At 61.8% G+C, this 24225-nt stretch carries 24 protein-coding genes; 15 read left to right on the forward strand and 9 right to left on the reverse strand.

The window, feature by feature from the left end; genetic code table 11:
- Positions 1–11: 11 nt before the first annotated feature.
- A complete protein-coding gene (locus tag R6254_RS20550) occupies positions 12–929 on the reverse strand; it encodes a LysR family transcriptional regulator (protein WP_318409613.1) in 918 nt (305 codons plus the stop codon).
- Between the two features lie 173 nt (positions 930–1102).
- Here R6254_RS20550 and R6254_RS20555 point away from each other — a divergent pair, with 173 nt between their 5' ends.
- The gene (locus R6254_RS20555) at positions 1103–1264 is read left to right on the forward strand and encodes a hypothetical protein (RefSeq protein ID WP_318409544.1); all 162 of its coding nucleotides are present in this window, start codon (positions 1103–1105) and stop codon (positions 1262–1264) included.
- A gap of 117 nt (positions 1265–1381) precedes the next feature.
- Here R6254_RS20555 and R6254_RS20560 read toward each other — a convergent pair whose 3' ends face one another.
- A complete protein-coding gene (locus R6254_RS20560) occupies positions 1382–2269 on the reverse strand; it encodes a MurR/RpiR family transcriptional regulator (RefSeq protein WP_318409545.1) in 888 nt (295 codons plus the stop codon).
- 138 nt (positions 2270–2407) lie between these two features.
- Here R6254_RS20560 and R6254_RS20565 point away from each other — a divergent pair, with 138 nt between their 5' ends.
- Positions 2408–3403, forward strand: coding sequence for a Bug family tripartite tricarboxylate transporter substrate binding protein (locus tag R6254_RS20565; RefSeq protein WP_318409546.1), 996 nt, complete (start codon positions 2408–2410; stop codon positions 3401–3403).
- Positions 3404–3407: 4 nt separating this feature from the next.
- A complete protein-coding gene (locus R6254_RS20570) occupies positions 3408–4358 on the forward strand; it encodes a M14 family metallopeptidase (RefSeq protein ID WP_318409547.1) in 951 nt (316 codons plus the stop codon).
- 46 nt (positions 4359–4404) lie between these two features.
- On the opposite strand, the gene R6254_RS20575 is transcribed toward R6254_RS20570, so the two are convergent.
- From R6254_RS20575 to R6254_RS20585, 3 genes are all read right to left on the reverse strand, one after another.
- Positions 4405–5793: a CoA transferase gene (locus R6254_RS20575; protein WP_318409548.1), complete on the reverse strand. Its 1389-nt coding sequence runs from the start codon at positions 5791–5793 to the stop codon at positions 4405–4407.
- Between the two features lie 75 nt (positions 5794–5868).
- Positions 5869–6447, reverse strand: coding sequence for a nucleotidyltransferase family protein (locus tag R6254_RS20580; protein WP_412103203.1), 579 nt, complete (start codon positions 6445–6447; stop codon positions 5869–5871).
- A 46-nt stretch (positions 6448–6493) separates the two neighbouring features.
- Positions 6494–6901, reverse strand: coding sequence for a GNAT family N-acetyltransferase (locus tag R6254_RS20585; protein WP_318409549.1), 408 nt, complete (start codon positions 6899–6901; stop codon positions 6494–6496).
- A gap of 350 nt (positions 6902–7251) precedes the next feature.
- Here R6254_RS20585 and R6254_RS20590 point away from each other — a divergent pair, with 350 nt between their 5' ends.
- The 8 genes from R6254_RS20590 to R6254_RS20625 all read left to right on the forward strand — a co-directional run bounded on the left by R6254_RS20590 (position 7252) and on the right by R6254_RS20625 (position 16403).
- On the forward strand, positions 7252–9201 hold the full coding sequence (locus R6254_RS20590) for a PhoX family protein (protein ID WP_318409550.1): 1950 nt from the start codon (positions 7252–7254) through the stop codon (positions 9199–9201).
- An 85-nt stretch (positions 9202–9286) separates the two neighbouring features.
- Entirely contained in the window at positions 9287–10141 is an 855-nt protein-coding gene (locus tag R6254_RS20595; RefSeq protein WP_318409551.1) for a GNAT family N-acetyltransferase, read from the forward strand.
- Entirely contained in the window at positions 10141–11127 is a 987-nt protein-coding gene (locus R6254_RS20600) for a UDP-2,3-diacylglucosamine diphosphatase (RefSeq protein ID WP_318409552.1), read from the forward strand. Before R6254_RS20595 ends, R6254_RS20600 begins: the two co-directional genes overlap by 1 nt.
- Positions 11124–12188 (forward strand): glycosyltransferase family 4 protein, encoded by a 1065-nt coding sequence (locus R6254_RS20605; protein ID WP_318409553.1) that lies wholly within the window; start codon positions 11124–11126, stop codon positions 12186–12188. Before R6254_RS20600 ends, R6254_RS20605 begins: the two co-directional genes overlap by 4 nt.
- Positions 12189–12552: 364 nt before the next feature.
- A complete protein-coding gene (gene ppk1 / locus R6254_RS20610; RefSeq protein WP_318409554.1) occupies positions 12553–14655 on the forward strand; it encodes a polyphosphate kinase 1 in 2103 nt (700 codons plus the stop codon).
- On the forward strand, positions 14655–15128 hold the full coding sequence (locus R6254_RS20615) for a SixA phosphatase family protein (RefSeq protein WP_318409555.1): 474 nt from the start codon (positions 14655–14657) through the stop codon (positions 15126–15128). Before ppk1 ends, R6254_RS20615 begins: the two co-directional genes overlap by 1 nt.
- Positions 15129–15385: 257 nt before the next feature.
- Positions 15386–15802, forward strand: a complete 417-nt coding sequence (locus R6254_RS20620) for a DUF4345 family protein (RefSeq protein ID WP_318409556.1) — start codon at positions 15386–15388, stop codon at positions 15800–15802.
- 106 nt (positions 15803–15908) lie between these two features.
- Positions 15909–16403, forward strand: a complete 495-nt coding sequence (locus R6254_RS20625; protein WP_318409557.1) for a DUF4440 domain-containing protein — start codon at positions 15909–15911, stop codon at positions 16401–16403.
- 26 nt (positions 16404–16429) lie between these two features.
- Here the strand turns inward: R6254_RS20625 and R6254_RS20630 are convergent, their stop codons facing one another.
- The 4 genes from R6254_RS20630 to R6254_RS20645 form a co-directional block, all read right to left on the reverse strand.
- Entirely contained in the window at positions 16430–16819 is a 390-nt protein-coding gene (locus R6254_RS20630; RefSeq protein WP_318409558.1) for a hypothetical protein, read from the reverse strand.
- 90 nt (positions 16820–16909) lie between these two features.
- Positions 16910–18406: an exopolyphosphatase gene (gene ppx / locus R6254_RS20635; RefSeq protein ID WP_318409559.1), complete on the reverse strand. Its 1497-nt coding sequence runs from the start codon at positions 18404–18406 to the stop codon at positions 16910–16912.
- 58 nt (positions 18407–18464) lie between these two features.
- A complete protein-coding gene (locus R6254_RS20640) occupies positions 18465–19613 on the reverse strand; it encodes an ABC transporter substrate-binding protein (protein WP_318409560.1) in 1149 nt (382 codons plus the stop codon).
- Between the two features lie 143 nt (positions 19614–19756).
- The gene (locus R6254_RS20645; RefSeq protein ID WP_318409561.1) at positions 19757–20239 is read right to left on the reverse strand and encodes a fasciclin domain-containing protein; all 483 of its coding nucleotides are present in this window, start codon (positions 20237–20239) and stop codon (positions 19757–19759) included.
- Between the two features lie 194 nt (positions 20240–20433).
- Here R6254_RS20645 and pstS point away from each other — a divergent pair, with 194 nt between their 5' ends.
- The 4 genes from pstS (at position 20434) to pstB (ending at position 24224) form a co-directional block, all read left to right on the forward strand.
- Complete coding sequence (gene pstS / locus R6254_RS20650; RefSeq protein WP_318409562.1) at positions 20434–21477, forward strand: phosphate ABC transporter substrate-binding protein PstS; 1044 nt, start codon at positions 20434–20436, stop codon at positions 21475–21477.
- 114 nt (positions 21478–21591) lie between these two features.
- On the forward strand, positions 21592–22557 hold the full coding sequence (gene pstC / locus R6254_RS20655) for a phosphate ABC transporter permease PstC (protein ID WP_318409563.1): 966 nt from the start codon (positions 21592–21594) through the stop codon (positions 22555–22557).
- Positions 22554–23429, forward strand: coding sequence for a phosphate ABC transporter permease PstA (gene pstA, locus R6254_RS20660; RefSeq protein WP_318409564.1), 876 nt, complete (start codon positions 22554–22556; stop codon positions 23427–23429). Before pstC ends, pstA begins: the two co-directional genes overlap by 4 nt.
- 12 nt (positions 23430–23441) lie before the next feature.
- The gene (pstB, locus tag R6254_RS20665; protein ID WP_318409565.1) at positions 23442–24224 is read left to right on the forward strand and encodes a phosphate ABC transporter ATP-binding protein PstB; all 783 of its coding nucleotides are present in this window, start codon (positions 23442–23444) and stop codon (positions 24222–24224) included.
- Position 24225 lies beyond the last annotated feature (1 nt).

Consider the following 24225-nt stretch of genomic DNA (forward strand, 5'->3'; position numbering starts at 1 on the left):
TCGGTTGGCATCTAGCGCCGCACGGGAATTCTCTTGATGAAATGGTCAAGCAACGACTGGACCGCCGGCGACAGATGCCGGCCCACCCGGGTCATCACATGCATGCTTCCGCGGTTGAGGATCGGATTGACCATGGGCAGTGCCACCACGTCTGGCATGTGGATGCGCGAGGTGAAGGGGGCGCTGGCCGTGGTCAGTGCATAGCCCAGGCCGGCATCGGCGAACTGCCACAGCACCTTGAAGGAGCTGGTGGTCAGTACGTTGCGCAATTGCACCTGCTCGCTGATCTCTGCGGCCTGTATGTGCTGGCGCACTCCGAAGGTGTCGAGCATCGCCGCGCCAGGGTAGTCCAGCAGATCGCTGAGTTGCAGTGGTCGATCTATGCAGGCCAGCGGATGGGAGCGATGCACGATCGCCTGGATCGGTGCCGACGCCGTGCTGTGGTGCGATCGCAGACGGACGTCATGTGGCGGCTGGAAGACGATCCCGATTTCCACCTTGTCTTCGAGGATGAGGTCGATGCTGTCGGCGGTGCTGGCGACGTTCAGCGTCAATGTGACCTGCGGATGGCCGCGCACATACTCTGCGATGAGCGGATCGAAGAAGAGATCCAGCATGCCCTCTCCAAGCACCAGATCGATGTGGCCGCGGTTAGCATTGCGCAGGCTATCGACCTCGGCGTAGAAGGTCGCCTGCACATCAAGCTGCCGCCGCGCGTAGGTGGCGAGTAGCCGGCCTGCATCCGTGGGTACGACGCCGCGGCCGCGGCGCTCCAGCAGGGTCATCCCGCATTCCTTCTCCAGCAGCGCAACGGCGCGGCTCACGGCCGAGGGCTCGATGCCGAGCTGCTCCGCGGCGGCGCGCACCGAGCCGCTGGCAACGACCTGCTGAAAGTAGTGCACACGCCGCGAATCGAAGAGCTCCTGCATGGTGGCCATCATAGGGGGTAGACGCCATACCGCCTGCGCCACCGATGACCAGCAGACGCTGGCCCTCGCCACCGCCACGGGTCAAACCGAACCGGTCCAAAAGCATCTAGTAAGCCGTGAGCCCTGCCGAGGGCAGGGCTCACGGCCTTGGGAAAGGACAATCCTGGCGGCTTGTGATCGACGATGCGCTCATCTACGAGCTGCCATTGAGCGTTGCTGCCTTGCCGCCGCACGCTGCCGGCATAGAGCACTTCATAGCCGACGGCAAGCCGACACTGACGATCGGCAGCCTCGCTGCATTGCGGGTGCCCAAGCGCAACCCGTTGTCCGGTTGAATCTACCGCCCATTGCGGGCCTTTCCGTCTCCGAAAGCGGACCTTGGCGTTGCTTCCATCGGGCTTCGTAGACGGGCAAAGTCGCTGACCGCACGACGCCGGTCAAGGTGCAACAAGTCAGCGGGCTGAGGAGGACTTGCGCGCTGGAGGGGCCGCGTCGTTCCAGTGCCGTTCCCAGAGGGCTTCGCCGCGTTCGAGCGCGGCGCCCATTTCCTTCTTGCGGCGCTGCGCCACGGCCGTGATCAGCGCATTACACACCGAGAGCGCCGCCGTGTACGAATCAAAGGGCGATGCGCTGGAGGTGCGCACCAGCAGCAGGTGGTTGGCCGATGCCGCCGCGGGTGCTGTCGGTCCGTCGGTGATCACGATCACCTTCGCTCCCTTGTCACGAAAGTACTTGGCCGCGCGCGTGATAGCGAGTGAATGGCGCCTGAAGGTGGGGGTGAGCAACACATCGTGTTCGTCGATCCAGAGCAACTGGTCTTCGAGCAGCAGCGGGCTAGCCGACGCCATGAGACGCACGTCGGGCAGGCACAGGTTCAGATGCAGCGCCAGGTGGCTGGCCATCGCGGCGCCGTGCCTTTGCCCGAGCACATGCACACGCACCTTGCGCTGCGTGAGCAGTCGCACCGCAGCTTCGAAGGCCGCCACGTCGAGCGACGCGAAAGTGGCGCTGAGGTTGTGCTGGTCGTGCAGCAGCGCGTTGGCCAGGCAGGACCGGATGGAGCTGTCGTCGTTGATCACGGCGTCAGCACGCGTGGCGGGCGAGGCCAGCAGGGCGGTCACCTCAGCGCGGGCTTCCATCTGCGCTTCGGCGTAACTTTCATAACCCAGCTTGGCGAGCAAGCGGACCACGGTGGACGCGCTGGTGCCCACTTTTTTGGCAAGGCTTGTGGCCGAGGCGAGCAGGCCTTGCGGATGATGTGCCTGCAACTCCTCAATCAGGCGTTGCTCGCTCTTGGTGAGCTTCTTGCCGTAAGTCGAGATGCGTTGGTTCAGATTCATGCTCGCAAGACCTTCTGCATGTGGTGTCTGGAGGGATCTCATTTCTGCCGAAAATATTGCATGGAAAATAATTTTTGCAATAATCCATGCATTATGCCGATCCGGCTTTGCAAGCTCTCTACGCACAAGGACACTCCCATGAGCCCCACCAATGCAGTTCCCACGCTTCGGCGACGCGAAATTCTCGGCGCCGGATTGACGGCCTTGTTGCCCCTGGCCGCGCAAGCCCAGACTTACCCTTCGCGGCCGATCACGCTGGTGGTACCTTTCCCGGCCGGTGGCTCGGTCGACCTGATTGCACGGCTCTACGCCGAGCCGCTGTCCAAGGCGCTGGGTACGGCGGTGGTTATCGACAACCGCGGCGGTGCCGGGGGATCGATTGCTAGCGCGCAGGTCGCACGCGCCAAGCCCGACGGTTACACACTCGTCGTGTCCTCGCAGAGTTCGCATCTGGCCAACCCGCTGACGCAAGCCAACCCGGGCTACGACCCGATCAAAGATTTCCTCTCGATCAGCCAGCTCGCCCGTTCCATCAACGTGTTGCTGGTGAACCCGGCCGTGCCCGCGAAGACCTTCAAGGAGTTTGTCGCGCTGGTGAAGGCGCGTCCCGGCGAGCTCAACTTCTGCAGCGCGGGACCGGGCAGCATGGGGCAGCTCAATGTCGAGTTGATGAAGTCGTTGCTGCAGCTCAATGCCATCCACGTGCCCTACCGTGGCGGCGGTCCGCTGGTCACCGCCTTGATCGGGAACGAGGTGCAGTTCGGCCTCGACAATCTCGCGCCTTTCCTGCCGCACGTCCAGTCCGGCAAGCTGCGCGCGCTGGCCGTGGCCTCTCCGACCCGTGTCGCGGCGCTGCCCGATGTGCCGACCTTCGCGGAACTGGGTTATCCGGTGCTTAACACCACCTCGTGGATCGGCCTGGCCGCGCCCGCAAAAACGCCGCCCGAGGTGATCGCCGCCTTGCACAAGGCTGTGCGTTCAGTGGCCGACCAGCCGGTCATGGTCGAGGCATTGCTGTCGCGCGGTTCGCTGCCGCCCGAAGTGCAATCGCCCGCGCAGTTCACCGCGATGATGTCGGAGCGGCTCGCGCTCTACGGCGAGATGGTCAAACGCGCCGGCATACGCGGCGAATAAGCGCATGACGCCAACATCGTTCGCCCCCGACACCGCGCCACTCGAGGTGCTGCCGCGTGACATCTCGGCTTACCGGCAAGGCAACATCGGCATCGATTACGTGCACCGCTTCGCATCGGGTCGGCCTGGGCCGCATGTGCTGGTCAACGCGCTGACACATGGCAACGAAATTTGCGGCATGGTGGCGGCCACACACTTGCTGGATACAGGTATACGACCGAAGATAGGCACGCTCACCGTGAGCTTCGCCCATGTCGAGGCCTACAACGCCTTCGATATCAACCGGCCTTACGACAACCGCCAACTCGTGCACAACCTGAACCGCATCTGGTCCAAGGAAATGCTCGACGGCCCGGAGCAAAGCCCCGAGCTGCGCCGCGCGCGCGAACTGCGGCCTGTGCTGGACGCGGCCGACTACGTGCTGGACATTCACTCCACGCGCGCGCCCGTGCAACCTTTCTGGGTCTATCCCGAGTTCGATCGCAATGGCCGTTTGGCGCAGGCGGTCGGCAACCCGCTGGTGCACCTCGTCATGCCCGTGGGCTGTGCACCCGGCACGGGTGTCAACGGCTACGGTCGTCACGGTGAGGCGGGTGTCGATGGCGGCGCGCTGGTGGTGGAGTGCGGCCAGCATTTCAGCCAGTCGGCCGCTGACCTGGCCACCGATGTGTCGCTGCGTTTTCTGGCGCACCTGGGGCTGATCGATGCGGCGCCAGACGCCCCTGCACCTGAAGCCGCGCGCCGGTTCCGGCTACTGGAGGTACACATGGTGAAGTCCGAGAGTTTCGCGTTCACAAGGCCTGTGATCGGTTTTGAGATCTTCAACAAGGGCGAACTGATCGCGGTCGACGCGGGCAACGAAATCCGCTCACCCTGCGACAACTGCACGATTTTTATGCCGACCCGTGAACCGGTGGTCGGGCGAGAAGGCGTGTACTTGACTGTGCAAATCTGAGCAACTGCAATCCGAGTTCGACGCAGGCTCGGGGTGCTGGCCTAGGCTAAGGCCACGCGGGCGCGCTGCTGCCAGGCGGCATCGAGGGCCGCGCCCATTTGGCAGGCGTGCGTGCAAGTTGGGCACTGTGGCGCACGGCGCACAACGTACCGAATCCGGAGGGGGAAACCTCAAGATAGGGGGCCATAGGGGGTCTCGCCGCGGCCAAGCCGCCGGGCACGCGTCCGAGATTGCGCAGCCATTGCCCTGTTTGAGCCAACGAGACTTGCACATGCCAACTGCCGCCCTCGCGTTGCTGGCGCCACAGCGCTGCCGCCGCACCAAACGCTATCAGGTAGCCCGTTGCTTCATCCAGAATCTGCATGGGCATAGGTCGTGGGACACCATCTCCGGCCGCCTGTCCCTCCGCATGGTTGAAACCCATGGCCGTTTGCACCAGCGAGTCAAAGCCACGCCGTTCAGCCCACGGACCTTGCGTGCCATACGCTGACAGCGAGACATAGACGATGCCTGGACGCAATCGCGCTATTTCTTCGCTGCCATAGCCCAGGGCCTGTAGTCCCCCGGGTCGATAACCTTGCACAAAGACATGCGCATCGCCGAGTAGCTGCTCTAAAGCTGCGCGGCCCTGGGCGGTATGCAAATCCGCATGGGCGGATAGTTTTCCGCGGCTGGTGTCCGCGATGGCATCGATGTTGGGCAAGTTTGGTGAGTTGATCAGCATCACATCGGCGCCATAAGCCGCCAGTGCGCGACCACCGACAGGTCCCGCAAGAATGCGCGTCAAGTCGAGAACGCGCACGCCGCTCAGTGGCAACGCGTCATCGCGCAGCGGCGGCAAGGTGAGGGGTGTTGCATCCTTGGGGTCGCCGATGCGCTCGATGGTAAAGAGCGGCTGGGTGCGCAAGGCCAGTCCCTGCGGGGTGGCATCCCATTCATCAAAACTGCGCAAGGCGGTCGCCACCAGATGTTGTTTCGCAGTGGCTTCTTCAAAGTCGCGCGCACGCCAGCCAAGCAAAGCCTTTTCGGCGTCACGGCGTTGTGCGGTCGCCGGGTTCAGCCCCAGCAAACGCAGGGCACCCTCGCGATGGTGCGCAAAGTTGGTGTGGATCCTGACATGGCCATCGGCGCATCGGTACAGGCCAGAAAATACATCCCAAACTTCCGGCGTCTGGCCGTCGATGCTGAACCAGCCTGTGCACTCGACGGCCGCGTGTGCCATCTCGACAGCCACGCGCTGACGGGCAGCGCCACGCTGGTGACCGACTTCACACGCGGCCAAAGCAGCGGCGGCAATCGTGCTTTGTGCCGCAGCGCCAACGCGAAAGGAGGAGGGGAATACAGGGTCTGCGCCAGAAAGATCCGTGAAAGCCAGGGCCTCGGGCGGCAATTGGGCGGCTCGCCACAAGTCCTCTAGGATGCTGTGTGGGGTCATGCGTCGAGCTTATCAAATTGCGATGGGCTCGATGCCGCGAACGTTCGGATGGCGCCTGTCTCAGGCCGGAACCACTCAGACCTTTGGCCATCGTTCCTTGAACCGCTTCGCCGACACTCGCTGGCGGTAGGTTTCAACGCTTGCACGGAGCGGATTGTGTCGCACCCGGAGATTGAACAAATCATCGAGTCCATGCGGAGCCACGACGCGTATCGCGTCGTCAGGGCCCAGCATGACCCCCACACAAGTCGCGTATTCCGGCCAGGTTGAAACACCTTCTTCCAGCGACTGGAGTGGTTTGACCGCCTGGCCTAGGTGCGCCTTGAACCACTGATGCACCGAAGCCTGATTGGTGACCTCCCAACGAATCCCCGGCATACACAGGGAAAGTTTTCTTTCGAAATCTGTATCGTTCTGGGTGTTCACCGCCGATGCGTCGAAGTACACGACGTCTATGTCTTCCAGTGGCGAGGGCGCTTGAAACCCATGCAAGGTGTCCCAAACCAGGGTTCGGACGGCCCCGGCGCCGATGCACCATGAATGGAGCTTGAGTTCGCGGACCGCCGACAGTGCGTCCATCAACCGGGCCGACTCACGCACCATCGCAACGAGACGATGGCTGAGGTCGAGTTGGGTTTCACGCATGGAGGTCATTGCAATGGAATGTGCCGTTGAAGGCTCGTGTATGACCGGCAGCAGGTCAATGCTCGGTGCCCGCATATATCCACATCGGCTCTGTTTGGCCCGCGCGCTCGAAGCCGAGTTGCTTGTAGAACTCGACCGCACGCCCGTCGGCGGTCAGCATCAGTTGGTGAAAGCTTCCGTACCTCTCCAGAAAGGCTTGCATCATTTTTCTGCCAATGCCATGTCCGTGAAGGCCCGGGAGGACCAACAGGTGGGGAAAGTAGACGACGAGGTGACCATCGGAAATGGCGTTGCCAAGTCCAACAAGCTCTCCCGAAACACGCGCCGTGACGAGGGCGTGCGAACCTCTCAACGCCGCCATCAACTGAGCGGGCTTTTCAGCGGATGACCACGCATTGGCTCGGTAGAGCTTCAGCACCTCTTCTTCGCTGATCGTCTCACTGAGGGAAATGTCTACATCCACCATAGTCTCCTTTGCGCGGGGCCCGTGAGTTTGTTGTGGGCGTTGAACTTGAAATCAATCATAGCCGCGTGAATAGAGCGGTGAGATCGGGCCTCCGCAGCCGATACGTGGGATCTGCTGTTGCTGACAAGCCGAAGCAGCTGCTTGATGCCGTCAAACACGGATAGAAGGGTTTCTTAAGCCTTTTAGGTTTCTAGCCCAATACCAGAGGGCGCAAGACGCTATTCATTTAGTAGCAAAAAAGCATCCCCCAGCGGGCTGTCATCAAACTGCCATCAAACCGACATGAACACGTCACCCCCGGCTTTCAGAATCACGTCATCAATCAAAAACACGATGGAGAGTGATTCATGGGTCAAGGGTTTGGCAAGGTTTACGAGCCGGAAAACGGCGTCAATACGGCGCCCAATCCGTCTATTCACGAGATAGACGGCGAGCGCCGCCATGTGCTGCGCTGCACGACAGCCGCGGTGGCGCTGCTGATGGGTTCGCACACCTTGAGCGCCAACGCGGCAAGTACCGCCAAAGGCCGGCCGCTGGGTTTTAGCAGTGTGCCGGTGTCTGTTGCCGACACGCTGGTGGTCCCGCCTGAATACGAAGCCCAGGTCTTGTACCGCTGGGGTGATGCGACCGGGATTGCCGGCGCGGCCGCACCGGCCTTCAGCGCCGACGCGTCGAACAACTGGCAGGAGCAGTTGTTGCAGGCCGGCATGCACCACGACGGCATGGAGTATTTCCCGCTCGACAAAAACCCGCGCCACGGCCTGTTGGCCATCAACCACGAATACACCGACGACGGGCTGCTGCACAGCGACGGCATGAAAACCTGGACGCCAGAAAAAGTACACAAATCACAGGCCGCCCACGGCGTCAGCGTGGTGGAAGTGCTGGAGCGTGGCGGCGTCTGGCGGGTGATGCCCAACTCGCGTTATGCGCGCCGCATCACGGCTGCCACACCGATGGTGTTCAGCGGCCCGGCGGCCGGCCATGCCTTGCTGAAAACCGCTGCCGACCCGAGTGGCCTGCGGCCCCTGGGCACCCTGAACAATTGCGCGGCAGGGCAGACGCCTTGGGGCACATTTTTGACCTGCGAGGAAAACTGGAACGGTTATTTCTCGGCGCAGGCCAAGCCCAATCCGGACGAGTTGCGCTACGGCATGCGGCCGCAAGGTTTTGGCTACCGCTGGCACGAGTTTGATACGCGTTTCGACGCCGTGAAAACGCCTAATGAGCCGCACCGTTTTGGCTGGGTGGTGGAGATTGATCCGCAGGACCCGACGCAAACCCCGATCAAACGCACGGCACTGGGCCGCCTGAAACACGAAGGCGCCACCAGCACCTTGACGCGCGACGGCCGTGCCGTGGTCTACATGGGCGACGACGAACGTTTTGAATACATCTACAAATTTGTCAGCCGCGACAAGGTCAAACCCGGCGGCTACCGCGCGAACAAGGACTTGCTGGACCACGGCACCTTGTACGTGGCGCGTTTTGACGCCCAGGGTTATGGTCGCTGGTTGCCGCTGGTACATGGCGAAGACGGTCTGACTGCTGCCAACGGCTTTGCCGGCCAGGCCGAGGTGCTGGTCAAGTGCCGCCAGGCGGCCGATGCCGTGGGCGCCACGAAGATGGACAGACCCGAGTGGGTGGCGGTGCATCCCAACACCGGCGAGGTGTTTGTGACCCTGACCAACAACAGCGCGCGTGGCCAGGGCGGCACCGGCCCGGATGCGGCCAACCCACGTAAGGACAACATCATGGGCCACATCATTCGCTGGCGCGAAGGCAAGGGGCAGGGCCTTGCAGGCGGCACCCCCGACGGCGACGCCAGCGCAACCGAGTTCCGCTGGATGCACTTTGCGCTGGCCGGCGATCCCAACGCCGGCAAGGCCGAGTACCGCGGCACCATCAAGGGCGACATGTATGGCAGCCCGGACGGTTTGCAGTTCGACGCCAGCGGCCTGCTCTGGATACAGACCGACGTGTCGACCTCGACATTGCACAAAGGGGCCTACGCCAGCATGGGCAACAACATGATGTTGTGCGCCGACCCGAACACCGGCGAGACCAAGCGGTTCCTGACCGGACCAGCCGGTTGCGAAATCACGGGTGTGACCTTCACGCCGGACCGCCGCGCGGTGTTCATCAACATCCAGCACCCCGGCGAACCCGCCAGCGAGCGCAGCGACCCGGCCCAGCCGAAAGCGGTGAGCCAATGGCCCGACGGCCCCGCCGGCGGACGGCCGCGTTCGGCCACCGTGGTCATCCGGCGCAAGGATGGCGGTGCAGTTGGCACCTAGTTTTTTGAATCATCAGCCCCTGCCCAGGGGCTTTTTTACAGCTTTTTTTGAACCTCAATTTGCGAGAAGACAACCAGGAGTCATCATGAAAGAACTGCCCAATCCAACCTTTGCACTGTCGCCCGTCGCTTCGCCCCAGTTCTCTCGGGGGTTGGTTCATCAAAGCTCTCATGTTGTCGGTCCAGCCGCTGTTCAAGGGCCTGTCCTGGGGAAAATCCAGGTCAGCTGGGCCAGGCACCAGGACGAGGTCCGGCAGGCGCAACGCCTGAGGTACCAGGTCTTCGCGCTTGAGATGGGCGCCAGGCTGCCCAACACAGTGCCCGGTCATGACATCGACCTGTTCGACGACTATTGCGAACACCTGCTGGTGCGCGACGAAGCCAGCCAGGAGGTCATAGGCACGTACCGCGTGTTGACGCCGACCCAGGCCAAACGCGCCGGCAGCACCTACAGCGACACCGAATTTGACCTGACGCGCCTGCGTTTTTTGCGCCCGCGCATGGTCGAGCTGGGCCGCAGCTGTGTGCATGCCGAGCATCGCCACGGGGGGGTGATCCTGGCCTTGTGGGGCGCGCTGGCCGAGTTCATGGCGCGCAACCAGCTCGACACCATGATTGGTTGTGCCAGCATCCCTATGCAACACACGGGTGCGTCCAGCGGCCAGGCGGCGGCCAGCATCTGGCGCCAGGTCCGGCAAACCCATCTGGCGCCGATTGACTTCCATGTGACGCCGCGCCTGCCGCTGCCGGTCGAGCAGCTTGATGATTCGCTGGATGTGGAGCCGCCGGCGCTGATCAAGGGTTATCTGCGCCTGGGTGCCAAGGTGTTGGGTGCGCCGGCCTGGGACCCGGACTTCAACTCCGCCGATCTGCCCATGATGATGCGTATCGCCGACTTGCCGCCGCGTTTTCGCAAACACTTCGCGGGCAAGGGGGACTGATGCGTACCCTCTTTGACAAACTCGGCCCGCTGAACCAAGGCTTCATGCCGGACGACGGCGATGATGACGAAGACCTGGCGCTGCGCAAACGTTACCGCAGCATTTTTATCTCCGACCTGCACCTGGGCACACCGGGTTGCCAGGCTGCCGCGCTGCTGGATTTTCTGAAAGCCCATCCCAGCGATTACCTGTATCTGGTCGGCGACATCGTGGATGGCTGGCAGTTGCGGCGCAAATGGTATTGGCCGCAGTCGCACAACGACGTGGTGCAAAAGCTGCTGCGGCGTGCCCGCAAAGGTTGCCGCATTGTGTATGTGCCGGGCAACCATGATGAGTTTGCGCGTGAATTTATAGGCCACCAGTTCGGCGGCATCGAAGTGCTTGAAGAAGCGGTGCACACCACGGCCGATGGCCGCAAGCTGTGGGTGGTGCATGGCGACTATTTTGATGCGGTGGTGCAATGCGCCAAGTGGCTGGCCTATGTGGGTGACAACCTCTATGAGTTCACGCTCAAACTCAACCGTTACCTGAACAGCCTGCGTGCGCGCATGGGCCTGCCTTACTGGTCACTGTCCGCCTACCTCAAGCAAAAAGTCAAAAGCGCACTGAACTACGTCACGGATTTTGAAGTCGCCGTCGCCAGCGAAGCTCGCCGCCGCGGCCACCAGGGCGTGGTCTGCGGCCACATCCACCGCGCCGAGATGCGCGAGATCAATGGCACCTTGTATTGCAACGACGGCGACTGGGTGGAAAGCCGCACCGCGCTGGTTGAACACTTTGATGGCACGCTGGAGTTGCTGCATTGGGCGCCCTCTAACGAGCACCGTAGCAGGGAGCCGCTGGAGAACGTGGGCAGCGTTGAGGACTCCCCTCTGTTCAAGCCAGGGCCGCGGAACTGGCTTGGCCAGGCCGCAGGCGCAGCGGCCCCCTCGGGGGGCAGGGCGCTACACGAAGTGAGCAACCGTGGGGGTGGCGTACAAGCATGAAACTCGCACTGATCACCGATGCCTGGCAGCCGCAGGTCAACGGCGTGGTGACCACCCTGGTGGAGCTGGTGCGTGAACTGGAAAAGCTAGGCCACCAGGTCGAAGTGATTCACCCCGGCCTGTTCAAGACCCGGCCTTGCCCGGGTTATGCCAGCATAGACTTGGCGATTCGCCCCAAGGTTTTGCTGACCGAAAAGCTGGACAGCCTGCAGCCCGATGCGATTCATGTGGCCACCGAAGGCCCGCTGGGCTGGGCCGCCCGCAGTTATTGCCGCCAGCGGGGTTTGCGTTTTACCAGCGCGTTTCACACCAAGTTTCCGGAAATCCTGAACGCGGCCTTGAAAATCCCGCTTTCCTGGGGTTACGCCTTGTTCCGCCATTTTCACAAAGCCTCGTCGGGCGTGATGGTGCCGACCCACGGGGTGTTAAACATGTTGCAGCAGCGGGGTTTTCGCCACCTGCGCAGCTGGACCCATGGCGTGGACACGCGGCTTTTTGCTTATGAAGCGCAGCCCGGTCTTTACCCGCCAGCCGGGGCGCTGGTCCGGCCTGTATCCCTGTTTGTGGGCCGGGTGTCGTACGAGAAAAACATTGAAGCCTTTTTGCAGTTGGATCTGCCGGGCAGCAAGGTGGTTTGTGGCGTCGGGCCGCTGGAAACCTCGTTGAAGGCGCGTTACCCGCAGGTGCGCTGGCTTGGGGTCTTGCCCCGGGACGAACTGGCCAGCGTTTATGCGGCGGCCGATGTGTTTGTTTTTCCGAGCCGATCCGAAACTTTTGGCCTGGTGATGCTGGAGGCCATGGCCAGTGGCACGCCGGTCGCGGCTTTTCCGGTCGATGGCCCGCTGGAGGTGCTTGGCACGCCCGATGGCCGTGTGCACGGCGGCGTCCTGCATGCCGATCTGAAACTGGCATTCGAGGGGGCGCTGGCGGTTCCGCGGCATGAGGCCCGCGCCCGTGCGCTGGCGTTCAGTTGGGCGCATGCGGCACAGCTGTTTGAAGGGAATCTGGTGCCCAGCCAGCCGAAACGGGATGACAAACCGGTGACGGCGGAGGCCCTTTAGCCAAAGGGGGTTTGTCGCGCGCTTGTCATATTGTTGTCATCTAAGGGGGCAACACTAGGGCCTGTTCACACTATTTTTACGAATGCGAACGGGGTGAAAACAGTGCCAATCAAGGCGCGCGACGACGCCCAGACTGGGCGTCTGGGCTAGGCGTGCAACGCCGAGTGGCGGTGATTTCACCCCGTTCCCTTCGGGTTGCGATCAAAAAGGCCCTGCGCGGCGTTGCAAAGCCTTGTCGGGGGGCTTACCCCGCCGGCGTTTTGCGCCTTGCTCAGGGCCTTTTTGACTCGCAACGCATCTCGTAAAAATAGTGTGAACAGGCCCTAAACAAGTCAATTGGATTACAAAAAGATCACAGGTCCGCATGTCCCCATCTTCCGCGCCTCCATCGCCTGTTGTTCCCGCTGCTGTCCAGTTTCTGGACCGCGACCACAGCATTCTTGCCTTTAACGAGCGTGTGCTGGACTGGGCCAAGCGGGCAGACGTGCCGCTGCTGGAGCGTTTGCGCTTTTTGTGTATTGTTTCTTCCAATCTGGACGAATTTTTTGAGGTCCGCGCCGCGCTGCATTTGACGGCGGCCCAGGCCAAAGAACAAAAAGGGGTGTACAGCACGGCGTCTTTTCAGGCGCTGGCCGCCGCCGCCCACGACATGGTGGCGCGCCAATACACGCTGTACAACGACGAGTTGATGCCGCTGTTTGAAAAGCAGGGCATCAAGATGATTTCGCATGGTGACCGTAATGCGGCGCAAAGGCAGTGGGTTCACGCCTACTTTGAGCGTGAGGTCAGGCCGCTGCTGATTCCGGTCGGGCTGGATCCGTCGCACCCGTTTCCGCAGGTGGCCAACAAGTCGCTCAACTTTATCGTCCGGCTGGGCGGGAGTGATGCCTTTGGCCGCGAAAACGACATCGCCATCGTCAAGGTGCCGCGTGTCTTGCCGCGGCTGATACGCATGCCGGACAAGGTCTCGGGAAAATTCACCTGTTTTGTGTCCTTGTCCAGCGTGATCCGCGCCCACCTGAGCGAGCTGTTTCCCGGGCGTGAGGTCGGGCAGTTCTCCCAGTTTCGCGTGACGCGGCATTCCGACCTGGCCGTCGACGAAGACGATGTGAAAAACCTGCGCACGGCCTTGCGCCTGGGCCTGGAGCAGCGGCATTACGGGCAGGCGGTGCGGCTGGAGGTCTCGGCCGGCTGCTCGAAACATCTGTCCGATTTTTTGCTGAGCCAGTTCAACCTGCCGGAAGCCGCGCTCTACCGCGTGCACGGCCCGGTCAACCTGGTCCGACTGACGCAGCTGGTGGACCTGATCAATGACCCGCGCCTGCTGTTTCCGGCCCACAAAGCTTGTTACCCGACACAACTGGTGCCTGGCGAGTCATTTTTTGAACGGCTCAAGCGTGGTGATGTGTCCATCCACCAGCCTTTTGAGAGTTTTGACGGCGTGCTCGATTTCCTGCGCGAAGCGGTGAACGACCCGCAGGTATTGGCCATCAAACAAACCATTTACCGCACCGGCACGGATTCCGAACTGATGGTTTTGCTGCGTGAAGCGGTGCGGCGCGGCAAGGAAGTCATGGTGGTGCTGGAGCTGAAAGCCCGCTTTGACGAGGAAGCCAATATCAACTGGGCCGAGATGCTGGAGTCCATAGGTGCGCAGGTGGTGTATGGCGTGGTGGGTCTCAAGACCCACGCCAAAATGCTGGTGGTGACACGGCGTGAAGGCCAGCACCTGAAACGGTATGCGCACCTGTCCACCGGCAACTACAACCCCAAGACGGCGCGCCTGTACACCGACATCAGCTACCTCAGCGCCGATCCGGCCTTGACGGCCGACATCGACAACGTGTTTGTGCATCTGGCCAGCCAGAGCAAACTGCCCAAGCTGAATCGTCTGTGGCTGGCGCCGTTTCAGCTGCAGAAAAAGCTGATCGAAAAAATCGATGCGCTGGGCGAGGCGGCCGCGCTTGGCAAAGAATCCCGCATCGTCGCCAAAATGAATGCGCTGACCGACGAAGACCTGATGCTGGCGCTGGTCAAGGCGGGGCAGCGCGGCGTGAAAATTGACCTGGTAGTGCGCGGCGCCTGCATGTTGCCGGCCCAGGTGCCGGGGGTCACTGACAACATCCGGGTGCGCTCCATCATCGGCCGCTTTCTTGAACACTCGCGCGTGTTTTATTTCCGCTGCGAGGAGGACGAAACCTTGTATCTGTCCAGCGCCGACTGGATGAACCGCAACATGCTCAGGCGGGTCGAGCTTGCCTGGTCCGTGACCGATCCGCTGATTCGCCAGCGCATCATCGACGAGTGCCTGGTGGCCTACCTGCATGACGACCTGGACGCCTGGGACCTGCAGCCCGACGGTACCTACCTGCGTGTCCATGCCTTGGCGCCAGGCGAGGCACACGGCGCCCAGGCCGCGCTGATGGCGCGTTATTCGAACAGCAACGCCGGCACGGAGCTTTCGTGATGGACCTGATCCTGTGGCGTCACGCAGAGGCTGAAGACTGGCCGCCGGGTGAGGATCACGGCCGCAGCGACCTGGAACGCTCCCTGACGCCGCGCGGTGAAAAACAGGCGGCCCGCGTGGCCGGCTGGCTGGACCGGCAACTGCCGGAGCGTGCCCGCATCCTGGTGAGCCCGGCGCGCCGCTGCGAACAAACCGCGCTGGCGCTGGGGCGCAAATACAAAATTCGTGCGGAACTCGGTCCCGATGCACCGCCGTCGCAATTGCTGGAACTGGTGTTATGGCCGACGAACAAACTGCCCATCCTGATCATCGGCCACCAGCCCACGCTGGGACAGACGATTGCCCAGTTGCTGGGCCTGAAAGACAGCGATTGCCCGGTGAAAAAAGGCGCGCTCTGGTGGCTGCGTCACCGGGAGCGCGAAGGCGGCGCGCAGACCGTGGTGGTCACAGTGCAGTCACCTGAAGTCCTCTGAACGACCACTGGTCAACACAGGTCGCGACGACGCGCTGTGACGTCTGCAGCATGGGTGTATGTGTTCATGCATGAATTTACAAAATATTGCACTGAACCCCAATAGACAAGCCAAAGGCCGGATGTTTTAGTGTTCGGATTCAATCGCAGTCACCAATAGATGCCGCCGGTTTGGCGGCATCCATGGCCTGACTTCGAAGCCGGAACGAGGCTAGCTTGCTTCTCATCTGGCGCACTTGTGCAGAAGGAGAGCGTCACATGAATCCAAGCACCACGCTGCCTCTCAGTCAGCGTATTGTTCAGGTTTGCCTGTTCCTGGTGGCGGCCATCGCCATGTCCGGTGGTGTATTGCAGATGTACCTGGGTCAGCCCGATACCACGCCGCGGCTGGACAACGTCCACCGATTCATGGCCGGTGTCTACTTCTCCACCGGCATCATCAACCTTTGGGCTGCGCTGACCATTCGTCGTCAGGGCGCGCTGATTTTTCTGCTCGCCTTGGGGGTCTTGCTCGCCGGCATCGGACGGCTTGTGTCCATCAGTCAAGTGGGCTTGCCGGAGCCTGCGGCTGTCTGGCTCGGCTACCTGATTCCAGAGCTGTTGTTGCCCGTGATCATGACCGTGGCCCAGCTCGCCACCCGTCGCCATGTGTTACAAACCGCCCATTTGGCCTGAGCCTCCAGTCAAGCGGACGCTGCGCAGTAAACCGCGTTATGAGGCTTGAGGGCTCGCTCAGCTTCCAGGTCATGCCTCTTTGTCCACGCACTCCAAGGAGCTTTTGATGAAACTCACGTCCTTCTGTTTGGTTTTTGTTGCCGCAACCCTCGCCGGTTGTGCCTCCCACCAGGTTGCGCAGAGCAATGCCAATGTGCAAGGCGCACGCACAGAGAACTGCAAGGCAACGTCCGATGCGGAAATTGCGTCACTGTTCGATCGATGGAATCAGTCCTTGCAAACAGGAAACCCGCGTCAGGTGGTCGCCAACTACGCAGAGCGGTCCATTCTTTTGCCCACGGTGTCCAACAAGCCACGTCTCACACCAGAGGAAAAAGAGGATTACTTCAAGTACTTTTTGGAAAGCCGACCCTCGGGCAAGATTGACTTGAGAACCATTGAGCTCGGTTGCAACAGCGCGGTGGATGCGGGGCTTTACACCTTCACGTTTGCCAAGACCGGGGCAACAGTCAGCGGACGTTACAGCTATACCTACCGCTGGAATGGCTCGGCGTGGTTGATTACCAGCCACCATTCCTCAGCTATGCCTGAGAAGCAGTAGGGCAAGAGCCGCCTCGCTGTCAGGCCCTAAACCGCTGACGGCCGGCCGGTCTTGATGGCCGGCACCTCGGCCAGCGTCACCAGAAAAGCGACATCATTCATGGCCGCCAGGGCCTTGATGCCGGCCCGGAGCAGCTCGCTTTTCTTCACGGGGCGGGCCAGTGCGCTTGCACGTTGTTTGAGTTCGTCCAGCACCCCGTATTCGTTTTTGGGAATGGTGAAGCTGTCGCGTACCAGCTTGGGCTTTTTGGCTTTGACGGGTTTTTCCGGTTTGGGTGTGGGGGCCGGTTGGGCGACTGCTTTCTTGGCCACAAGCGGCTTGGGGGCGGGGCGGGTGAGGGCTTGTTTGCGCGCTGTTTTTGGGGAAGCCGTGCCGGCTTTTTTCAGCGGTGCCACGGATTTTTTCGCAGTTGCCATGAGTCTTGCCTTTGGAGGGAAACGGTTTATACAGTTTATGCCGTTTGCGCCAGATCCGTCAAATCACGCGCGCCGAGCGCGCAGCGTTTTTTAAATCCCGGCCAGCACCAGTGTCCAGGGCGTTTTCTGCCAGGCCAGCATTTCTTCACGCAGCAGGTGGGCCGACTGCGGGTAGGTGCCGGCCCAGCCGGTGCGACAGCGCAGGACAAAACGCTGGCGGTCTATGTCGCGTTCAAGCAGCATGCCCTTGGTGTCGGGGTCACGCCGTGCATGGCAGAGGATCACGGCCAGCCGCAGGCACAGCAGTTGCTGCACAAACACCTCGTCGTTGAAGTCGGCTTCCAGCTTGCGCAGCTTGCCGCGGTGGCCCAGCACCAGCAGGCTCAGGCTGTGCAGTTCGGGCAGGGCAAAACCGGGGGCGTCGGCATTGTCCAGGATGTAAGCGCCATGTTTGTGGTAATCGCTGTGTGAAATATGGCTGCCGATTTCATGCAACTGGGCGGCCCAGTCGAGCTTGCGCTGAAAACGCGCCAGCTCGGCCGGCGGCACAACGCTGCCGGCCTGCTGGAACAGGCTTCGGGCTACCTTGCTCACGCGTTGCGCCTGCGCGGCATCAACGTCGAATTTAACGGCCAGGCGTTGCACCGTGGTGGAACGCAGGTCGGTCGTGTCCTGTTCGCGGTCTAGCAGGTCGTACAACACGCCGTGGCGTAAGGCGCCCTGAGCCGCCTGCATTTGTGTGATGCCCAGGAGTTCAAACGTGGCCCGCAACACGCTGACACCACCGCCAATCACGGCGCGTCTGTCCTCCTTCATGCCGTCCAGCTTGAGACGATCGGCACTTTGGGCTTTAAGCAGTCGGTCCAGCAACCAGTCCAGTCCGCCCTGCGTGACCAGGCCTGGCGGCCAGCCCGCGGCGCTCAAGACCTCGCAGACGGCACCCACCGTGCCCGACGAGCCATAAGCCACGTCCCAACGGCTGGGGTGGTAGAGGCTGACGGCTTCGTCCAGCACGGCTTTGGCGGCGACCTCGGCGGCCTCGAAAGCCGAGGCGTTGAACTGGCCGTTGGGGAAATATTGCATGGACCAGGCCACGCTGCCGACCTGGTAGGACTCCATGGTCAAGGCATCCAGGCCTTTGCCCAGAATCATTTCGGTGGAGCGGCCACCGATGTCGACGACCAGACGTTGTTCGTCAGACTGCGGCAGCATGTGGGCCACACCCTGGTAAATCAGGCGGGCTTCTTCGCGGCCGGAAATCACGTCGATGGGAAAACCCAGCACCTGGTGGGCGGGGATCAAAAATTCGTCGCGGTTGCGCGCTTCGCGCAAGGTCTGGGTGGCGACTGCGCGTATTTCGCGTTTTTTGAAGCCGGCCAGACGTTCACCGAAACGCGCCAGGCAGTCCCAGCCGCGCTGCATGGCCTCGGGTGTGAGGTTGCCGTCGCCATCCAGGCCATTGCCCTGGCGCACGGTTTCCTTGAGGTATTCGGTGCGGAGTATCCGGCCGTGATCGAGGCGGCCTATTTCGAGGCGAAAGCTGTTGGACCCGAGGTCCACCGCAGCGAGGCGGGTTCCGTTTTGCATGTGCGAGTGTCTGTGTGGGGGCTCAGCATAGCATTCGCGCGGCACCCGCATCCTGGTTTTATCCGATCAAGCGGCCGTCCACCGTCAGCATGCTTTGTGTGACATAGGTGCTGCTTCGGCGCTGGGGGTTGAACTGGACCCGGAAGCCGCCAACGTCGAGGTTGTTGCGGCGCTGAAAAGCCGTCAGCACGTTCTGGCGTGTCAAGGCGCCGTCGATGTCGGCCAGCACGTCGTGGGTGTAGCGGGCGGCGATATAACCGGCCAGGCTCAGGGATGTGGGCGGCTCGTCAAACAGGCGGGCCAGGGTTTCGCGGTAGGCCCGCACCACGGGCAGGCTGGCGTTGACCATGGGCACCGGCTGGGTGGCGATGACCGGGGTGTTGCGGGCGGCGCCCATTTGCTGCATGGTCTGCAGATTGACGTCGGCCAGCGCCACGATGTAACGCTGGCGCGCCTGTTTTTCCAGCCCCTGCGTGAACTCGGCCAGTTCCGGCGTGCCACCTATAAACAGCAACACGGCCGGCGTGCGGGGTGTCAATTGTTGCCCCAGGGCCCGGAGATTGTCGGCACCGCGAAATACCTGCAGGCCGAGTTTCATGCCGCTGGCAATACGCGCCACCTCGCCGTGATAAGCCGTGTAATCCTGGGGCGAGGCATAGACCGCGCCCAACTCCTGCAAGCCCATCACGGACAGCGTTTTCAGGGCGTGGGCAATTTGCTCCTGGCGCGCTGCAAAAATCGGAAAGGTTTGCTGATCGATGTCCAGGCTGGCGTTTTGCAGCCAAGGCGCGACGTGGGCCAGGCCCAGGCCGTCCTGCTTGAGTTGAGCCACGACCTGGCTGGCCATCTGGTCGCCCACGCTGCCGGACAACACCACGCAGGCGCTGTTGTCCCGGATGCGGGCGAGGGCGCTGCGCAGGCTGGCCGCCGTGCCGTCGGTTTCCAGCGCCAGGTGCTGGACCTGGCGGCCGCGTAGGCCACCGCGTGAATTGATGTCCTGCCAGGCCGCGCGCGACCCGATCAGGAAGTCTTTGGACACGTCTTGCTGCGCTAGCGAATAGTCCACCACCTGCGCCACCACAAGGCTGCGCGCGTTCGTGGCGGCCTTGCCGGGTTGGGCCCAGGCGGGCAGGGCTGCTCCAGCGACCAGCCCTGCTGCGCCTTGCAAGGCCTGGCGGCGGCTGAAGGTGGGGGTCTGAAAAGGCATGGGGTTCTCCCGTGGCCGTGCCACGACGGTGTTGTTTGCTATGAATGTGATAGCTGTCTGCGCCCGTTGTATATGGGCTAAAGCCCTAAAAGGCTTAAGGCTTTTGCAAAAAAGGCTGGCTGCTGTCGCCGGCCCTTCGTGGCTTACTGCTTTTTCGGCGGCAACATCACGCGGTCCACGCTGTGGATCACGCCGTTGCTGGCGGCCAGGTCCGCGGTTTGCAGCATGGCTTCTTCCACAGTCACAAACTCGCCGGCTTTGCCCAGCGCCAGGCTGGCGCCGTTCATGGTTTTGACGGGGCCGGTTTTGACGTTGGCGGCCAGCAGTTTGACGGGCAACACGTGGTAGGTCAGCATCTCTTTGAGCAGCACCGGGTCTTTGGCCAGCGCATCCATGTTTTTTTGCGGCACGGCCTTGAAGGCCTCGTTGTTAGGCGCAAACACGGTGAACGGGCCGCTGCCTTGGAGGGTCGGGGCCAGGCCGGCTTTCACGACCAGGCCGTTGAAGGTGCTCAGCGACGGTGTGGCCGTCAGGGTGTCAGCGACCGACACGGGAGCGGGGACGGTGGCACAGGCGGACACAAGGACGGCGACAGCCGCGACAAACAAAACACGACGTTGAAACATGAGGGTGACTCCGGGTTAAGAAACAGCCCGAGAATAGGGAGTATTCGTGACAAAACCGTGACGCTCGCAACCCCTGGCGCGCCAGCCGGCACGGTCAAACCGGGTGGAGAAGCAGGGAAATCAGTACTGTCATACCGTTGTCACACAAGCTTCCTACAGTTCTTACATCTTTCATTAACTCAAGAGGTGTACGAATGAAGCTGATTTTCAAAGCGACGATGGCGGCTGTGGTGGCCTTGACGGCCCTGTCTTTCAGCGCTGTCGCCAGCGCCCAGGATGTGACTGGTGCCGGCGCCTCCTTTCCTGCACCGATTTACGCCAAGTGGGCTGACGCCTATAACAAGGCCACTGGCGCACGTATCAATTACCAGTCCGTGGGCTCAGGCGCCGGCTTGCGCCAGATTCGCGGCAAGACCGTTGACTTCGGCGCTTCCGATGCACCGCTGACCGATGCCGAACTGGCCAAGGACGGCTTGTTGCAGTTCCCCACCGTGATCGGTGGCGTGGTGCCTGTGGTCAACATCAAGGGCATTGCTGCCGGCCAGATCAAATTGACGGGCGCCGTGCTGGGCGACATCTACCTGGGCAAGATCACCAAGTGGAATGACGCTGCCGTGACCGCCCTGAACCCGGGCGTGCCGCTGCCGGATGCCGCCATTGCCGTGGTGCGCCGCGCCGATGGTTCCGGCACCAGCTTCATCTTCACCAACTACCTGTCCAAGACCAATCCCGAGTGGAAAGCCAAGGTTGGCGAAGGCACGGCCGTGAACTGGCCGACCGGCGCCGGTGGCAAGGGCAACGAGGGAGTTTCAGCTTTTGTGCAGCGCCTGCCCAACTCCATCGGTTACGTGGAATACGCCTACGCCAAGCAGAACAAACAAACCCATGTGACCCTGCGCAACGCCGCCGGCAACTACGTTCAGCCTAGCGACACGGCCTTCAAGGCCGCCGCCGCCGGTGCCGACTGGGCCAAGTCTTTCTACCAAATCCTGACCGAGCAGCCCGGCAAAGAGTCGTGGCCCATCACCGGCGCGACCTTCATCCTGATGCACGCCAAGCAGGACAAACCGGCGCAAGCCACCCAGTCGCTGAAGTTCTTTGACTGGGCCTTCAGCAGTGGCGACAAGATGGCCGACGATCTTGACTATGTGCCCATGCCTGATTCGGTCAAAGCCGTGATCCGCCAGTCCTGGAGCAAGATCACCGACGGCGCCGGCAAAGCGGTCGCCACCAAGTAAACCCAGCCTGCACAGGCGAAGCGGCTGATGCCGTTTCGCCTTTTTTCCACGTCCAGGAGCCTACCCGTGGCAGCTACACTTCCTGCAAGTTCATACAGCAGCAGAGAGACAACCATGTCCGTCCCGCCGACCCCCACCCAGCGTCGATCCAGCCGCACGGCCGACCTGGTTTTTGAGTGGGCGGCCCGGCTCGCGGCCATCGTCACCTTGCTGCTTCTGGCCGCCATCATCCTGTCGCTGATCCTGGGCGCCTGGCCAGCGATCAAGGAGTACGGGCTGAGTTTTCTCTGGACCTCCGAATGGGACCCGGTCCAGAACAAATACGGCGGCCTGGTGATGATTTACGGCACCTTGATGACCTCGCTGGTGGCGCTGGTGATCGCCGTGCCCGTCAGTTTTGGCATCGCCCTGTTTTTGACCGAACTCTCGCCGCGCTGGCTCAAACGCCCCCTGGGCGTGGCCATCGAGCTGCTGGCGGCGGTGCCGTCCATCGTTTACGGCATGTGGGGCTTGCTGGTGTTTGGCCCCATCCTGGCCCAGTATGTGCAGGCGCCGCTGCAAGCCGCGTTTGGCGATGTGCCCTACCTGGGCGCGCTGTTTTCCGGCCCGCCTGTGGGTATCGGCATCCTGGCGGCCGGCATCATCCTGGCCATCATGATCATTCCCTTCATCGCCTCGGTGATGCGTGATGTGTTTGAAGTGACGCCGCCCATGCTCAAGGAGTCGGCGTATGCGCTGGGCGCCACGACCTGGGAAGTGGTGTTCAAGGTGGTGCTGCCTTACACCAAGGCCGGTGTGATAGGCGGCATCATGCTCGGCCTGGGCCGGGCGCTGGGCGAAACCATGGCCGTGACTTTTGTGATCGGCAACTTCAACCAGCTGGATTCCTTGTCGCTGTTCCAGGCGGCCAACAGCATCACTTCGGCCCTGGCCAACGAGTTTGCCGAGGCCACCGAAGGCCTGCACCAGGCGGCGCTGATTTACCTCGGCCTGGTGCTGTTTTTCATCACCTTTGTGGTGCTGGCGCTGTCCAAGCTGCTGCTGTCGCGCCTGCAAAAAGGCGAAGGAGCCCGTACATGAGCACCACCCCGCTGAATGCCGCGCAACAAGCCCGGCAGGCTAAATTCCGCAGGCGCAAAACGCTGAACCTGGTCGCCATCACCTTGTCGATGGGCGCCATGGCTTTTGGCCTGTTCTGGCTGGCCTGGATTCTGTTTGAAACCTTTCGCCTGGGCCTGGGCGGTCTGAGCCTGGCCTTGTTCACCGAGATGACACCGCCGCCGAATGCCGAAACCGGCGGGCTGGCCAACGCCATCTTTGGCTCCCTCACCATGGTTTTGCTGGCGACCTTGCTGGGCACACCTATTGGTGTGCTGGCCGGCATTTACCTGGCCGAATACGGCGCGCATAGCCGCCTGGGCAAACTGACAAGTTTTGTCAACGACATCTTGTTGTCGGCGCCGTCCATCGTGGTTGGCCTGTTTGTGTATGCACTGGTCGTCGCCCAAGTCAAAAGTTTTTCCGGCTGGGCGGGCATTGTTGCGCTGGCGCTGCTGATCATTCCGGTCGTGATCCGTACCACCGACAACATGCTCAGGCTGGTGCCCAACGCCTTGCGTGAAGCCGCCTACGCCCTGGGCAGCCCCAAGTGGAAAGTGGTCATGGGCATCACCTTGCGTGCGGCCCAGGCGGGTGTGGTGACCGGGGTGTTGCTGGCGGTGGCGCGGGTGGCCGGAGAAACCGCGCCGCTGTTGTTCACGGCGCTGTCCAACCAGTTCTGGACCAGCGACCTGAGCCAGCCCATGGCCAGCCTGCCGGTGACCATTTTCAAATTCGCAATGAGCCCATTTGAAAACTGGCAAAAACTGGCCTGGGCCGGTGTGTTGTTGATCACGCTGAGCGTGCTGGCCTTGAACATCCTGGCCCGCCTGATGTTCAGAAACAAAAACTGAGGAATACCCAAGATGCTCACATCCACCGTGGCGCGTAACGAAGCGATCAAGATGTCGGTTCGCAACCTGAATTTTTACTACGGCAAGTTTCACGCGATCAAGAATGTCAGCCTGGACATTCCGGAGAAAAAGGTCACGGCTTTCATCGGCCCTTCGGGCTGCGGAAAGTCCACCTTGCTGCGTACCTTCAACCGCATGTACGAGCTGTATCCAGACCAGCGCGCCGAAGGCCAGGTCATGATGGGCGGCGAGAACATGATCACGTCCAAGGAAGATGTGTCGCTGATACGCGCACGTATCGGCATGGTGTTTCAGAAGCCCACGCCGTTCCCGATGTCGATTTACGACAACATCGCTTACGGTGTGAAGCTCTTTGAAAGTCTGAGCGCCAGCGACATGGATGAACGTGTCGAATGGGCGCTGGGCAAAGCGGCCTTGTGGAACGAGGTCAAGGACAAGCTCAACCAGAACGGCGCCAGCCTGTCCGGCGGCCAGCAGCAACGTCTGTGTATTGCGCGCGGCATTGCGATCAAGCCTGAAGTGCTGCTGCTCGACGAACCCTGCTCGGCGCTGGACCCCTTGTCGACCGCCAAGATTGAAGAGCTGATTGCCGAGCTGAAGAAAGACTACACCGTGGTCATCGTGACGCACAACATGCAGCAGGCCGCGCGTTGCAGCGATTACACCGCCTATATGTACCTGGGCGACCTGATCGAGTTTGGCGCCACCGAGGAGCTTTTCTTCAAGCCCAAGCGCAAGGAAACCGAAGATTACATTACCGGCCGTTTCGGCTGAT

Source organism: Polaromonas potterensis, assembly GCF_033446725.1.
Taxonomy (GTDB): Bacteria; Pseudomonadota; Gammaproteobacteria; order Burkholderiales; family Burkholderiaceae_C; genus Polaromonas.

Coding starts and splice junctions, on each gene's coding strand:
- pstA (WP_318409564.1), top strand. CDS start 22,554: ATGAGCACCACCCCGCTGAATGCCGCGCAACAAGCCCGGCAGGCTAAA.
- R6254_RS20560 (WP_318409545.1), bottom strand. CDS start 2,269: ATGAATCTGAACCAACGCATCTCGACTTACGGCAAGAAGCTCACCAAG.
- R6254_RS20565 (WP_318409546.1), top strand. CDS start 2,408: ATGAGCCCCACCAATGCAGTTCCCACGCTTCGGCGACGCGAAATTCTC.
- R6254_RS20605 (WP_318409553.1), top strand. CDS start 11,124: ATGAAACTCGCACTGATCACCGATGCCTGGCAGCCGCAGGTCAACGGC.
- R6254_RS20620 (WP_318409556.1), top strand. CDS start 15,386: ATGAATCCAAGCACCACGCTGCCTCTCAGTCAGCGTATTGTTCAGGTT.
- pstB (WP_318409565.1), top strand. CDS start 23,442: ATGCTCACATCCACCGTGGCGCGTAACGAAGCGATCAAGATGTCGGTT.
- R6254_RS20550 (WP_318409613.1), bottom strand. CDS start 929: ATGCAGGAGCTCTTCGATTCGCGGCGTGTGCACTACTTTCAGCAGGTC.
- R6254_RS20630 (WP_318409558.1), bottom strand. CDS start 16,819: ATGGCAACTGCGAAAAAATCCGTGGCACCGCTGAAAAAAGCCGGCACG.
- R6254_RS20600 (WP_318409552.1), top strand. CDS start 10,141: ATGCGTACCCTCTTTGACAAACTCGGCCCGCTGAACCAAGGCTTCATG.
- R6254_RS20570 (WP_318409547.1), top strand. CDS start 3,408: ATGACGCCAACATCGTTCGCCCCCGACACCGCGCCACTCGAGGTGCTG.
- ppk1 (WP_318409554.1), top strand. CDS start 12,553: ATGTCCCCATCTTCCGCGCCTCCATCGCCTGTTGTTCCCGCTGCTGTC.
- R6254_RS20575 (WP_318409548.1), bottom strand. CDS start 5,793: ATGACCCCACACAGCATCCTAGAGGACTTGTGGCGAGCCGCCCAATTG.
- R6254_RS20645 (WP_318409561.1), bottom strand. CDS start 20,239: ATGTTTCAACGTCGTGTTTTGTTTGTCGCGGCTGTCGCCGTCCTTGTG.
- pstS (WP_318409562.1), top strand. CDS start 20,434: ATGAAGCTGATTTTCAAAGCGACGATGGCGGCTGTGGTGGCCTTGACG.
- R6254_RS20625 (WP_318409557.1), top strand. CDS start 15,909: ATGAAACTCACGTCCTTCTGTTTGGTTTTTGTTGCCGCAACCCTCGCC.
- R6254_RS20590 (WP_318409550.1), top strand. CDS start 7,252: ATGGGTCAAGGGTTTGGCAAGGTTTACGAGCCGGAAAACGGCGTCAAT.
- ppx (WP_318409559.1), bottom strand. CDS start 18,406: ATGCAAAACGGAACCCGCCTCGCTGCGGTGGACCTCGGGTCCAACAGC.
- R6254_RS20580 (WP_412103203.1), bottom strand. CDS start 6,447: ATGACCTCCATGCGTGAAACCCAACTCGACCTCAGCCATCGTCTCGTT.
- pstC (WP_318409563.1), top strand. CDS start 21,592: ATGTCCGTCCCGCCGACCCCCACCCAGCGTCGATCCAGCCGCACGGCC.
- R6254_RS20595 (WP_318409551.1), top strand. CDS start 9,287: ATGAAAGAACTGCCCAATCCAACCTTTGCACTGTCGCCCGTCGCTTCG.
- R6254_RS20615 (WP_318409555.1), top strand. CDS start 14,655: ATGGACCTGATCCTGTGGCGTCACGCAGAGGCTGAAGACTGGCCGCCG.
- R6254_RS20640 (WP_318409560.1), bottom strand. CDS start 19,613: ATGCCTTTTCAGACCCCCACCTTCAGCCGCCGCCAGGCCTTGCAAGGC.